The sequence below is a fragment of the Mesorhizobium loti genome (assembly GCA_014189435.1).
In the GTDB taxonomy this organism is placed as follows: domain Bacteria; phylum Pseudomonadota; class Alphaproteobacteria; order Rhizobiales; family Rhizobiaceae; genus Mesorhizobium; species Mesorhizobium loti_G.
The window spans coordinates 2,055,606-2,068,615 of sequence record CP050293.1; the positions used below are offsets into that span (position 1 = coordinate 2,055,606).

The 13,010-nt window shown below is 63.7% G+C and carries 10 protein-coding genes and 1 pseudogene; all 11 read left to right on the forward strand.

The window, feature by feature from the left end:
- Positions 1–73 precede the first annotated feature (73 nt).
- The 11 genes and pseudogenes from HB777_09905 (at position 74) to HB777_09955 (ending at position 12,995) form a co-directional block, all read left to right on the forward strand.
- Positions 74–3,498: pseudogene (locus tag HB777_09905) on the forward strand (SPOR domain-containing protein).
- A gap of 132 nt (positions 3,499–3,630) precedes the next feature.
- Entirely contained in the window at positions 3,631–4,650 is a 1,020-nt protein-coding gene (gene nagZ, locus HB777_09910) for a beta-N-acetylhexosaminidase (GenBank protein ID QND64190.1), read from the forward strand.
- A gap of 62 nt (positions 4,651–4,712) precedes the next feature.
- Positions 4,713–5,513, forward strand: coding sequence for a segregation/condensation protein A (locus HB777_09915; GenBank protein QND68723.1), 801 nt, complete (start codon positions 4,713–4,715; stop codon positions 5,511–5,513).
- A complete protein-coding gene (gene scpB, locus HB777_09920; GenBank protein ID QND64191.1) occupies positions 5,510–6,277 on the forward strand; it encodes an SMC-Scp complex subunit ScpB in 768 nt (255 codons plus the stop codon). Before HB777_09915 ends, scpB begins: the two co-directional genes overlap by 4 nt.
- Before the next feature lie 169 nt (positions 6,278–6,446).
- The gene (locus tag HB777_09925; protein QND64192.1) at positions 6,447–6,668 is read left to right on the forward strand and encodes a twin-arginine translocase TatA/TatE family subunit; all 222 of its coding nucleotides are present in this window, start codon (positions 6,447–6,449) and stop codon (positions 6,666–6,668) included.
- 29 nt (positions 6,669–6,697) lie between these two features.
- Positions 6,698–7,489, forward strand: coding sequence for a twin-arginine translocase subunit TatB (gene tatB / locus HB777_09930; protein ID QND64193.1), 792 nt, complete (start codon positions 6,698–6,700; stop codon positions 7,487–7,489).
- Entirely contained in the window at positions 7,486–8,361 is an 876-nt protein-coding gene (tatC, locus tag HB777_09935; GenBank protein QND64194.1) for a twin-arginine translocase subunit TatC, read from the forward strand. Before tatB ends, tatC begins: the two co-directional genes overlap by 4 nt.
- 190 nt (positions 8,362–8,551) lie before the next feature.
- The gene (gene serS, locus HB777_09940; protein QND64195.1) at positions 8,552–9,856 is read left to right on the forward strand and encodes a serine--tRNA ligase; all 1,305 of its coding nucleotides are present in this window, start codon (positions 8,552–8,554) and stop codon (positions 9,854–9,856) included.
- Complete coding sequence (gene surE, locus HB777_09945) at positions 9,856–10,614, forward strand: 5'/3'-nucleotidase SurE (GenBank protein ID QND64196.1); 759 nt, start codon at positions 9,856–9,858, stop codon at positions 10,612–10,614. Before serS ends, surE begins: the two co-directional genes overlap by 1 nt.
- The gene (locus HB777_09950; GenBank protein QND64197.1) at positions 10,611–11,264 is read left to right on the forward strand and encodes a protein-L-isoaspartate(D-aspartate) O-methyltransferase; all 654 of its coding nucleotides are present in this window, start codon (positions 10,611–10,613) and stop codon (positions 11,262–11,264) included. Before surE ends, HB777_09950 begins: the two co-directional genes overlap by 4 nt.
- Positions 11,265–11,474: 210 nt before the next feature.
- The gene (locus HB777_09955; protein QND64198.1) at positions 11,475–12,995 is read left to right on the forward strand and encodes a peptidoglycan DD-metalloendopeptidase family protein; all 1,521 of its coding nucleotides are present in this window, start codon (positions 11,475–11,477) and stop codon (positions 12,993–12,995) included.
- Positions 12,996–13,010: the final 15 nt, after the last annotated feature.

Here is a 13,010-nt window from a genome sequence, read left to right on the forward strand (position 1 = left end):
CACATTGCGCTGGTAAGGGCCAACCCTACGCGACGTCCATGGCGTCCGAATGAGTGCGAGTTCGGGAACAATAATGGCAGACAGAACCCAGCTGAGAGTAGCCGACAACAACGACATCGCTGACGATGATCCGTTCGCGGAACTGACCAGGATCATGGGATTCGACCCGCGCCAGCCGGTCAAGCCGCAATCGCCCGTCCAGCCGAAAGCCCCAGCCGCCGATCACGTGGCGGAAGAGGGCGATTTCGATATTGATCTCGAGAAGGAAATGATGGGCGAGTTCGGCGCTGACGACAGCGACGCCGCTCCGGTTGCCGAGGCGCATGAGCCGACATTCGCGCATGAGCCGGCGTTCGAAGCGGCTGACGCCAGCGCGATGGACGACGAGCTTTCGCTGTCGCTCGACGATGATTTCCATCTGGACCTGGACGAAGTAGACGACCACGCAGCCGGCGCCAGCCATGCGGGCGCCGCTGAACCTGCGCCGTCGGTCGAGCCGGCTTTCGAGTCCGATTTCGACAATGCCGTCGCCAGTTCACTTGAGGATGTCTCGCCCTTCGAGGACGATCAGCCGATGGCGGACGAGCTTGCCGCGTCGCTCGACCAGGATTTTCGGATCGACGAGGAAGCCGAGGAGGCCCAGCACGTTGTTGCCGCCGCCGCGCCAGCTTCGGTCGAGCCCGCTTCCGATCATGAATTCGACGATGCGGTTGCGATCTCGCTCGAAGACGAGCTGATGCTCGACGACCATTCGGCGGCGGAACAGTCCTACATGGCTGCCGATCCCGTCGAGTATCCCATGCCGGAGCAGGCGGCTGCGCATGACGCCCAGGCAATCTCCGACGAGAATTTTGCCGGCGACTTCGACGACGCCATGGCTGATGTCGACATGGATTTTGACGTTCGCGCTGATGAGCCGGTCGCCTTCGACGAGCCGGAAGCGCATGATGTGCTTGCCGATACCGTGGATGCGAAGGGCGAGACTCCCAGCCCTGAAGCTGTGTCGGATGATGCTCTCGACCTGAACTTCGACGATACGTTTGCCGAAACAGTGGAAGAGCCGGTAGCAGAAATAGCCGCCGCTACGGTCCAGCCGGTGGCGCCAGCCGCCGATATGGCCGAGCCGGTGCACGCCCCGATCGCGGACGAACGAAGCCTGGAAGACGAGTTGAATGCGCTGCTGGGCGCCATGACCGCGCGCACGGCGCCGGTTGCCAGGGAGGCTGTCGCCGCCCAGCCGGTTGTCGCCGCTCCGTCGCCTGTTGTCGAAGAGGCAGAGACCGCCGAGGAACCGGCCGATCTTGTCGGCGACCTCGAGTGGGATCTCGATGAAACTGCGGCTGAACAGCCTCAGCACCTTGCAGATGCCCAGGCGGTCGATGCGGATCTCGACGATCTTGTGCTTGATGACGTTGAGGACCAGGATCCGAGCCTGAACACCGCCGGACATGGCGATATCGATTTCGACAATGATGCGTTCGACGCGGCTTTGGCCAAAGGCCTCGATCCGCATGACGTGGCAGCTTCCCGGGACAATTCGGCGGATTCGCTTGATTGGCTGGCGGAGCGTTCCCCACCGACAGAGCCGACCCGTTCATGGAGCCGCGTGACGCCGGTTCCGCAGCAGCCGTCATTCAGCGCTCAGCCTGCGTTCAGCGCTCAGCCGGCCGCTTCGATGGCATCCATGGCCGCAGCGCCGGCAGTCGCCGCGGTGCCGTCCTACCGTTCGGCCGAGCCGGTCGAGACCTTCGCGCCCGCAGCCCCTGTGGCGGCGCCGCAATCGCGCCAGTCCGCGCGCTACGAAGACATGCCCGATGTCGAGACAGTCGATGTGCCCGAGCGTGTCGTGGCGCTGGCGGACGATCTCGATATTCCCGAACTGCACTTCGAGGAAGATCAGCCGGCGACGTCTGGCTATGACGATCTCGACGCTGAGTTCTCCGGCCTTCTCTCCGAGATGAACGCGGTGGAGGTCGCTGCCGCTCCCGCAGGCAGCATGGCCGGCGCGTCTTACGACGATGATTCCTACGCCACTGGCTTCAAGCCGGGCTATGACAGTGTCAAGCCGGGCTATGACAGCGTCAGCCCGGGCTATGATAGTGTCAAGCAGGGCTATGATAGTGTCAAGCAGGGCTATGAGCCGGAAGCGCGAACCTATGCGGCGCGGCCAATGGAAGTATCTGCCCGCGCGGCGGCGCCCACGGGTTATGCCGATGCCTCCGATGGCTTCGATCTCGACAGTCTGCCCGGCAGCCAGCCGGTTTCACAGGCGGATGATTTCACCGTCGATGAACTGGACTACGATCCCGAACTCGACGAGGCGATGGCTGTTCCGGGTCTCGGCGAGCGCGAGGCCGCGAGGCCTTCGCGCGGACGTGGCCTGTTCATCGCCGCGATTGTCGGCGCGGTGGCGGTCGCAGGCGGCCTCGGGGCCTTTGCGCTATCTTTCGGCGGCAAGGGCGGCAGCGATGCGCCGGTGATCGTCAAGGCCGACAACGCGCCGATCAAGGTCAAGCCGGAGAATCCGGGCGGCGCCGTGGTGCCGAACCAGGACAACAAGGTCTATGACGCGGTCAGGGGGCGAAGCCCGCCGAGCCGGTCCAGGAAAAACTGGTCACCAACACCGAAGAGCCGGTGGACGTGCAGGCGAAGGATACAGCCCGCGCCATCGATCTTTCGCCGAACCAGAACGCAGGTGCCGTTGGAACCGATGTCGGCAACGCCGCGCCAACGGCCGACAATGCCGCGCCAACGGTCGGCGACGCTTCGGCCGACAACATGGCGGCCGCGCCCAAGTCCGAGGACCGCATCGCGCAGGTGCTGCAGGAGGCCGACAAGGGCACCAATGCCGATGTCGTCGCCGTTGCACCGCGCAAGGTGAGGACCATGGTGGTCAAGTCGGACGGTTCGCTGGTGCCGCGTGAAGATCCAGCACCCGCCGCCCCGCAAGTGGCCGTAACGGAGCCGGTCGACCCGGCGCCGCAGCATGTCGCCCCGACGGCGCAAGCCGATGCGGACCAGACCGGCACCGTGGCGCCCGCCGCCGCCCAGGCGGACGACGAGCCGGCCCTCAAGCCGGCGGCCAAGCCTAAGGCTGAGGCCAAGGCCCAGTCTTCCAGCACACAGTCGGCCAACACGCCGGCAAAGGTTCCACTCGCGCCGCAGCGTCCGTCCGACCAGCCGGTCGACGTCGTTGGCGAGGTCAAGCCCGATCAGGTTGCATCCATCGATCCGGCATCGACCGCGACCGGCGGTGGTTCGTGGTCGATGCAGATCGCTTCGCAGCCGACGGTCGAAAGCGCCCAGTCGAGCTACCAGGATCTGCAGCGCCGCTACGGCAGCGTGCTCGCCGGGCGTACCGCCAACATCGTCAAGGCCGAGATCGCCGGCAAGGGCACGTTCTACCGCGTGCGCGTTCCGGCCCAGTCGCGCAATGACGCGATCAATCTGTGCACCAGCTACAAGGCCGCCGGCGGCAACTGTTTCGTCTCGCGCTAAAGCCGGAGCCAACCAATCAAAAGCCGGCGCGGTCACCGCGTCGGCTTTTTTCATGGGGAAAGCAGACCTGGCGTTTGACCGCTCGTGATCCGGATGATTCCCTTTGATCGCGCGAAGCTTTAGACTCCTGAGATGACCGAATCAAAATCCATGATCCTCGGCTGTACCGGGAAATCGCTCACCCGCGAAGAAATCAATTTCTATCGCAATGAATGCCCGTGGGCCTTCATCCTGTTTGCGCGCAACATCGGCGAGACCGAACAGATCCGCGATCTGGTCGCCTCGATGCGCGACTGCATCGGGCGTCCGGACGCGCTGGTGTTCATCGACCAGGAAGGCGGCCGTGTGCAACGCCTGCGGCCACCCCTGGCGCCGAACTATCCGGCCGGTGGCGCGCTCGGCGCGCTGTGGCGCGACGATCATGATGCCGGCGCCCGCGCAGCGTGGCTGATGGCGCGGCTGCATGCTTTCGACCTGCTGCGTTACGGCATCACCGCGGATTGCTTGCCGGTGCTCGATGTGCCGATCGAAGGCGCCAGTGATGTCATCGGTGCGCGTGCCTATGGCAAGGACCCGCGACCGGTGATTGAACTTGGCCGTGCCGCGGCGGAAGGGCTGATGGCAGGCGGCGTGCTGCCAGTCATGAAGCATATTCCGGGCCATGGCCGGGCCTTTGCCGACACGCATTTCGAATTGCCTGTGGTCAATGCCTCGCTCAGCGATCTGCAGCGGCATGATTTCGCCCCGTTCAGGGAGCTCAACCATCTGCCGATGGCAATGACGGCGCATGTCGTCTACAGCGCGATCGACCCAAACAACCCGGCGACCACCTCCGGCAAGGTCATCGACGAGATCATCCGGCGCGAAATCGGCTTCGACGGGCTGCTGATGAGCGACGACACGTCGATGAAGGCACTTTCTGGGGATTTCCCGACAAAGGCGGCCTCGATCCTTGCGGCGGGCTGCGATCTGGTCCTTCACTGCAATGGCGTTTTCGAGGAGATGGCCGGCATTGCGTCGCGCACCACCGGGCTTGAGGGCACGTCGCTGGAGCGCGCAAAGCGGGCGCTGACCTATATAAAGAACCGTGACACGGTCGAAGAAACCGAAATACGTGCCGAATTCGCCACCTACTTCGATGCGGTGGCATAGCAAAGGGAAAGTGACAGGCAGTGGCGGAAACATTGGAAAGCAAGGCCGCGAAGGCCGCACCGATGGACCGTCTGTGGGCCGAGAATGACGATTCACGCGTCACCGGCGACCCGTCGCTGGTCGTTGACGTGGCCGGCTTCGAAGGTCCGCTCGACCTTCTGCTGCATCTTGCCCGCACCCAGAAAGTCGATCTGGCGCGCATTTCGATCCTGGCGCTGGTCGAGCAATATCTGACCTTTGTCGAGACGGCGAGGGCGCTCAGGCTCGAGCTTGCCGCCGACTATCTGGTGATGGCGGCGTGGCTGGCCTTCCTCAAGTCGAAGCTTCTGATCCCCAAGCAGCCGGGCGACGAGGGCGAAAGCGGCGAGGAACTGGCGGCGGTGCTGCAGTTCCGGCTGAAGCGGCTGGAAGCCATGCGCGACGCCTCGGCGCGCCTGGTCAACCGCAACCGGCTTGGCCGTGACGTGTTCGCGCGCGGCATGCCGGAAATGGTCATCGTCGAAAAGCGCAACGCCTATTCGGCCTCGCTCTACGATCTCTTGACCGCCTACGCCCAGCAACGGCAGAAGCAGGCGATCAACAATGTCACGATCGCCAGGCGCGGTGTCTGGTCGCTCAAGGACGCGCGCGATATCCTGACCCGTCTGGTCGGGGCCGTGAGCGACTGGACGACGCTGGAAAGTTTTCTGATCGTGTACATGACCAGCCCCGAGGAGCGGCGCACGGCGATCGCCAGCTCGTTTGCGGCCACGCTGGAGCTGGTGCGCGAAGGCACGATGGACATGCGGCAGGATGAAGTGTTCGCGCCGATCTATCTGCGCGGCCGCACGCAGGCAATCAAGGCAGTCGAGGTGGCATCATGAGCGAACGCGCCAACGCTTCGGTTATCCCGTTCAAAGTCGGCGATGAATCCGAAGAGGAGTCGCTTTCCCAGGACCCGGCCGAGCAAAAGGTACACAATCCGGCCGAGCGGCTGCATCTGGCGGAAGCCGTGCGCATGGCCGAGGCGATCGTGTTCGCCAGCGCCGAGCCTGTCAGCGAAAAGCAGCTTGCGGTACGCCTTCCGGACGGCATCAACGTCGCCCTGGCCATGGCCGAGCTGCAGCAGATCTATGCGCGGCGCGGCGTCAATCTGGTGCGTATCGGCGACGCCTGGGCGTTCCGCACGGCCGGTGATCTCGCTTTCCTGATGAGCCGCGATACTGTCCAACAGAGGAAGCTCTCCCGCGCGGCCCTCGAAGTGCTGGCGATCATTGCCTATCACCAGCCGGTGACGCGCGCCGAGATCGAGGACATCCGGGGCGTCGAAACCTCGAAAGGCACGCTCGACACGCTGCTGGAGACGGAATGGGTGCGCATGCGCGGCCGGCGCAAGACGCCGGGACGCCCTGTCACCTACGGCACCACAGACACCTTCCTCGACCATTTCGCGCTGGAGGAGATCCGCGATCTTCCCGGCATGGAGGAACTGAAGGGCGCCGGCCTGCTTTCGGGCCGCATGCCGTCGAATTTCGCCATTCCGCTGCCGCCGGCCGATCCCGATGCGCTGACCGACGACGAGGATGCGCTGACCGACATCGATCTCGAGGAACTCGGCCTGCTGACGCCGCGCGTCACGGAAGATTGACTGGCATTAGCCGCCGATCTGTCGAGGATGCGCGGATTCGTAGCGGGCCTTCTCGTCGAAAATGCGTGACATCCGTCACCCTTTCATAAACTCTGTCGCAGTTGTGTTTGAATCCCAACGCGAAAACGCATAGATCATCGCCAGGGAAAACATTCGAGAGAGATTTGCTATGGGTTCATTTTCGATTTGGCACTGGATGATCGTGCTGGTGATCGTGCTTTTGGTGTTCGGCCGCGGCAAGATTCCCGAGCTGATGGGCGACATGGCCAAGGGCATCAAGAGCTTCAAGAAGGGCATGGCCGACGACGACGTTGCCGAAGACAAGCGCACCGTCGAACATCGCGCCGACGAGACCGTTGCGGCCGCGAAGGAAAAAGCCAGCAAGAGCTGAGCCAAAGGTTCTAGTCGGAACAGAGTGCCATGTTTGAAGTCGGCTGGACCGAAATGCTGGTCATCGCGATCGTCATGATCGTGGTCGTCGGGCCTAAGGATTTGCCCAATATGCTGCGCACCTTCGGCCGCACGACGGCGAAGCTGCGCGCCATGGCGTCCGATTTCCAGAAACAGTTCAACGAGGCGCTCAAGGAAGCCGAGCTCGACGACGTCAAGAAGTCGGTCGACGAGCTCAGGGGTCTCAGTCCGATGGCCGAGATCAGGAAGCAGCTCAATCCGTTCGAACAGGCGGCGGCAGACGTTCGCTCCGGCGTCGACGCGGCGATGAAGCCGAAGCCGGCGGTTGATCCGGCAACGCCTGCCGCTTCGACCCCGCAGGCGGCCGAGCCGTTGAAGAACGGTGCAACGACCATGCCTGGCGTCAACGGGCCGGAAGCAGCACCGGCAGCGCCGATTTTCCCGGCAATGACCGACGAATCGGTGGTGACGTCGTCACTGCCGACGGAACCGGTTGTGGCGCCGAAGGCGTCCGCGGCGAAGAAAGCAGCCAAGCCTGCGCCGGCAAAGGCGACGCCGGTTGCCAAGGCTTCGGCAACCGGCGCAAAGGCTGCCGCGCCAGCGAAAGCGGTCACCACGAAGGCCACGCCTGCGCCCAAGGCCCCAGCGAAGACCGTGACGGCAGCAAAGCCTGAAACGCCCAAGGCCGCCAAGCCTGCTGCGGCCAAGGTAATCGCGACCAAGACCGTGGCGAAAGCCGAACCGAAGCCTGCTCCGGCGAAGAAGCCGGTGGCCAAGAAGACGGCTGGAGCCGCCAAGTGAGCGTTTCGGACACCGAAAAGGACGAGATCGAGAAATCGTCGGCGCCGCTGATGGAGCATCTGATCGAGTTGCGCCGGCGGCTGATCTGGTCGATCGGCGGCTTCTTTGTCGCCTTCCTGGTTTGTTTCTTCTTCGCCAAGAAGCTGTTCAACCTGCTTGTGATCCCGTTCAAATGGGCGACGAAATGGGCAGGGCTCGATCCGCACAAGGTCGAGCTGATCTACACCGCGCCGCAGGAATTCTTCTTCACCCAGGTCAAGCTCGCCATGTTCGGCGGCATGGTGATCGCCTTTCCGCTGATCGCCACGCAGATCTACAAGTTCATTGCGCCCGGCCTCTACAAGAACGAGCGCAACGCCTTCCTGCCGTTCCTGATCGCATCGCCCATCCTGTTCCTGATGGGCGCGTCGCTGGTCTATTTCTTCTTCACACCGATGGTGATGTGGTTCTTCCTCGCCATGCAGCAGGCCGGCACCGACGATCAGGTGCAGATCTCGCTGCTGCCGAAAGTCTCGGAATATCTCAGCCTGATCATGACGCTGATCTTCTCCTTCGGCCTGGTGTTCCAGCTGCCGGTGGTGACCAGCCTGATGACACGCGTCGGCATGCTGTCGTCCAAGGGGCTGGCCGAGAAGCGCAAATGGGCGATCGTCATTGCCTTCGTCGTCGCGGCTGTGCTGACGCCGCCTGATCCGATGAGCCAGATCGGTTTGGCCATTCCGACCATCCTTCTCTACGAGGTTTCCATCTGGGCTGCCCGGCTGATCGAGCGCGATCAGGAAAAGCAGCGGGTGGCGCGTGAGAAGCAGGACGCGGCGGAAACCGTGGCGGACAAAGCTCCGGACGAGCCTCCGGCGCCGGCAGCCTCGTAACACCGGGCTGCGTGGAAAACGGCAGCCTCAGCCTAGCCTCATCTTGCATCGATCAAGGATGCGGTTTACGCCCTCTGGCTGAAACGCATCGCTATCCACGCGATGCGTTTCAGTTTTGTTTGAAGCATGTCGTTGTCCAAAAACCGCTGCGCACTTTTGGGCGACATGCTACCCGAGGAGCGTTCAAACCATGCTTGACATCAAATGGATTCGCGACAACCCGAAGGCCCTTGTCGAGGCGCTGGTCAAGCGCTCGTGGTCGGCCGGCGAGGCGCAGTCCACGGTCGACAAGCTGATCGCCTCGGACGAGGCGCGGCGCGAACACGTCACAGAGCTGCAGACCAAGCAGGAGCGCCGCAATGCCGCCTCGAAAGAAATCGGCAACGCCATGCGTTCGGGCGATGCGGCGCTTGCCGAAAGGCTGAAAGCCGAGGTCGGCGAGATCAAGACCTTCATCCAGAATGGCGAGGCGCGCGAACGCGAGCTCGACAAAGCGCTGACTGATGCGCTGGCGGTGCTGCCCAACGTGCCGTTCGATGACGTGCCGGTCGGCAAGGACGAGCATGACAATTTGGTCAAGCACGTCGTCGGCAAGGCGCCGACGCGGCCGAACTGGGTGAAGGAGCATTTCGAGATCGGCGAAGCGCTCGGCATGATGGATTTCGAGCGGGCGGCGAAGTTGTCAGGGTCGCGCTTCACCGTGCTGAAGAGCGGGCTGGCGCGGATGGAGCGCGCGCTCGGCCAGTTCATGCTCGATTTGCACACGACCGAGCATGGCTACGAAGAAATTATCCCGCCGCTGATGGTGCGCGACGAGGTTCTGTTCGGCACCAACCAACTGCCGAAGTTCGAGGAGGATCTCTTTTTTGTCCAGCATGGCGATGGCCGGCTTGGCCTGATCCCCACCGCCGAAGTCCCGCTCACGAACCTCGTGCGCGAAGAAATCACCGCGCATGAAAAGCTACCGCTGCGCTATACCGCGCTGACGCCGTGCTTCCGTTCGGAAGCGGGTTCGGCCGGGCGCGACACGCGCGGCATGCTTCGCCAGCACCAGTTCTACAAGGTCGAGCTGGTGTCGATCACCGACCAGGAATCGTCACTCGCCGAGCATGAGCGGATGACGCAGTGCGCCGAGGAAGTGCTGAAGCGGCTCGGCCTGCCGTTCCGCACCATGACGCTGTGCACCGGCGACATGGGCTTTGGCGCGCGCAAGACCTATGACATCGAGGTCTGGCTGCCCGGCCAGAACGCCTATCGCGAAATCTCGTCCTGCTCGGTGTGCGGCGATTTCCAGGCGCGCCGCATGGACGCCCGCTACAAGGACAGAGACGGCAAGGGCAACCGCTTCGTCCACACGCTCAACGGTTCCGGCACCGCCGTCGGCCGCGCGCTCATCGCCGTCATCGAAAACTACCAGAATGAGGATGGCAGCGTAACCATTCCTGAAGTGCTGCGGCCTTACATGGGCGGTCTGGAAAAGATCGAAGCGAAATAATGCGCATTCTCCTGACCAATGACGACGGCATTCATGCCGAGGGCCTGGCGTCGCTCGAACGCGTCGCGCGCACACTGTCCGACGACGTCTGGGTGGTGGCGCCCGAGCAGGACCAGTCCGGCTACGCGCATTCGCTGTCGATCTCGGAGCCGCTGCGGCTGCGCAAGATCGGCGAGAAGCACTTTGCCGTGCGCGGCACGCCGACCGATTGCGTCATCATGGGCGTCAAGAAGATCCTGCCCGGCGCACCCGACCTGATCCTGTCCGGCATCAATTCCGGCGCCAACATAGCCGACGACGTCACCTATTCCGGCACCGTCGCCGGCGCCATGGAAGGCGCGCTGCTCGGCATCCGCTCGATCGCGCTCAGCCAGGGCTACAGCTATGTCGGCGAGGATCGCGTCGTCCCTTACGAGACGACCGAGGCGCTGGCGCCGGCATTGCTGAAGAAGCTTGTCGCGACGCCGCTGCCTGACGGTGTTTTGCTCAACGTCAATTTTCCCAACTGCACGCCCGAGGAGGTCGCCGGCACGGTGGTCACCTCGCAAGGCAAGCTCGTGCACAGCCTGTGGGTCGACGAGCGCCGCGACGGGCGCGGCCTGCCTTACTACTGGCTGCGTTTCGGCCGCGAGCCGGTCGAAGGCAAGCAAGGCACCGACCTCTACGCCCTGCGCAACAGGCTGGTGTCGGTGACGCCCCTGCAGCTCGACCTCACCGCGCATGAAATCCGTGACCAACTGAGCAAGGCGCTTGCATGAACCAGGGGATCGATGACCGCGAAGGCTTTGCCGCCTTTCTGCTGCGCCTGCGCGGCCGGGGGACGGTGCCGAAGGCACTGATCGCGGCCTTCGAGGCGACGCCGCGGCGCGGTTTCCTGGCTGCTCAATTCCATCAGATCGCCTGGTCGGACCGGATGCTGCCGATCGAATGCGGCGAGGCGATCGAAGGCGCCGACATGCAGGCGGCGGTGATTGCGGCGCTCGCCATCGAGCAGGGCAACCGCGTGCTCGAGGTCGGCACCGGCTCCGGCTATACGGCGGCGGTGATGTCGCGGCTGGCGGCGCGGGTCGTCACCACCGATCGCTACAAGACGCTCGTCGAGCAGGCCAGGCAGCGTTTCGAGGCGCTCGGCATCGGCAATGTGATCGTGCGCCACGCCGATGGTTCCGGCGGCTTGCCGAATGAAGGGCCGTTCGACCGCATCGTCGCCTGGGCTGCCTTCGACAGCCTGCCGCGCTTCCTGCTCGACCAATTGTCGAGCGGTGGCATCGTCATCGCCCCGATCGGACCCGAGGAGGGCGAACAAGTGCTGGCCAAGCTGACCAAGGTCGGCAGCCGGTTCGAGCGCGAGGACATCGGCCTTGTCCGCCTGCAGCCGATTTTGCGCAGTGTCGCCGCTATTATCTAGCGTATGTCGATTTTTAGGTGATGCCGCGCTGCAAGTGGACGCTTCGCGCGCCTGTCTTCGGCTCCGGCTTGCCTGACCTGAAATCTCCCCTCGGCTCGCTCTCTAATATTTTAAGAAAAATTGCGTCGGATTCCATGGGGTTAACCGTCGAGTAACATTAACGCGCTTTAATCATGCCTAGTTTGTACCGGGTATGTGCGGGTTAGTGCGATGCAACTCAGTGTTTTGAAGACAAGCGGTCGCAATCTGGCGCGAGGCTGCGCCATACTGATGGTCGCGGGTGCTGCTGCGGGGTGCAGTTCCCAGGTTTCGCGGTTCAATGGCGTCGATGACGTCTTTACATCCTCGACCAACAATCAGCGCACCATCATCAACAAGCAGGACGCCGTACAGCAGCCCTATCCGGGCGATGTCGCCGCCGCTCCGATCGATGGCAGTCACACACAGTCGGTCAGCCGCTCCAGCCTGGAGCCGGTCTCGACGCGGCCGCTGCCGCCGCCCGTTGCCCAGGCACAGCCGGCTCCCGCACTGGCGCCTGCCTCAAAGCCGGTACGCACTGCATTGGCTCCGGCGCCGCATGTCGACAGGACCACGACAGGCACCGTCGCTCCGGCCGCATCGCCTTTCAAGGTTGCGCAGCCCGATGAGCCGCGCGTGGCATCCTCTGGTAAACCGCATGCAACCGAGATTGTCGTTCGGGACGGCGAAACGATTGGCGGCCTGGCGCAGCGCTACAAGGTGCCGTCCGACGTCATCATGAAGGTCAACGGGCTGAGCGCGACCAAGGGGCTGAAGACCGGCCAGAAGCTGGTCATCCCGGCCTATGCCTATTCGAGCAAGGGCGAGGCGAAGGTCGCCGATGCCAAGCCGGCGAAGGACGGCAAGCACGATCTGCCCGCCACGGCGCCGGACAAGGTCGCCGTTCTGCCGCAGCAGCCGAAGCTCAAGGAAGGTAAATCCGCCGCTCAGGTCGACACGTCGGCCGCAGCAAGCCAGCCCAAGCAGCCCAAGCCGCAGGTGGCGGCAGCCAAGGCAACCGGTGCCGCTGGCACCTACACGGTCCAATCGGGCGATACGCTTTCTTCTATTGCCCGGAAGACCGGCGTCGGCGCCACCGCGCTGAAGCAGGCCAACGGGATGAAGGATGGACTGCTCAAGATCGGCCAGACGCTGAAAGTGCCGGCCGGTGGGACCGCGACGGTCGCCAGCGCCAAGCCGGCCAAGATCGATCCGGTGACCACGGCCACCACGCAGCCAGCGGCAAAGACCACGCCTTCGGAAACGCTGGCGTCCTACACGCCGCCGAAGAAAGATTCGAAGGTCATCCAGCAGGCCGAGGACGACGATGCAGTCGCGCCCGACGCCACCGGCATCGGCAAGATGCGCTGGCCGGTGCGCGGCCGTGTGATCTCCGGTTTCGGCTCCGGCAAGGACGGCGTCGACATCGCCGTGCCCTCGGGCACGCCGGTCAAGGCGGCCGAGAACGGCGTCGTCATCTATGCCGGCGACGGCCTCAAGGAATTCGGTAACACGGTGCTGGTGCGTCACGAGAATGGCCTGGTCACCGTCTACGGTCACGCCAGCTCGATCGAGGTGCAGCGCGGCCAGAAGGTCAAGCGCGGCCAGGAAATCGCGCTGTCGGGTATGAGCGGCACGACGGACTCGCCGAAGCTGCACTTCGAAGTGCGCAAGAACTCCGCCCCGGTCGATCCGTCCGGCTATCTCGAATAGAAGAAAAAAGCAATT

Bases quoted from the DNA above. Each gene is read 5' to 3' on its own strand.
- nagZ (QND64190.1), top strand. From the start codon at position 3,631: ATGACCGAATCAAAATCCATGATCCTCGGCTGTACCGGGAAATCGCTC.
- HB777_09950 (QND64197.1), top strand. From the start codon at position 10,611: ATGAACCAGGGGATCGATGACCGCGAAGGCTTTGCCGCCTTTCTGCTG.
- HB777_09925 (QND64192.1), top strand. From the start codon at position 6,447: ATGGGTTCATTTTCGATTTGGCACTGGATGATCGTGCTGGTGATCGTG.
- serS (QND64195.1), top strand. From the start codon at position 8,552: ATGCTTGACATCAAATGGATTCGCGACAACCCGAAGGCCCTTGTCGAG.
- tatB (QND64193.1), top strand. From the start codon at position 6,698: ATGTTTGAAGTCGGCTGGACCGAAATGCTGGTCATCGCGATCGTCATG.
- HB777_09915 (QND68723.1), top strand. From the start codon at position 4,713: ATGGACCGTCTGTGGGCCGAGAATGACGATTCACGCGTCACCGGCGAC.
- scpB (QND64191.1), top strand. From the start codon at position 5,510: ATGAGCGAACGCGCCAACGCTTCGGTTATCCCGTTCAAAGTCGGCGAT.
- HB777_09955 (QND64198.1), top strand. From the start codon at position 11,475: ATGCAACTCAGTGTTTTGAAGACAAGCGGTCGCAATCTGGCGCGAGGC.
- surE (QND64196.1), top strand. From the start codon at position 9,856: ATGCGCATTCTCCTGACCAATGACGACGGCATTCATGCCGAGGGCCTG.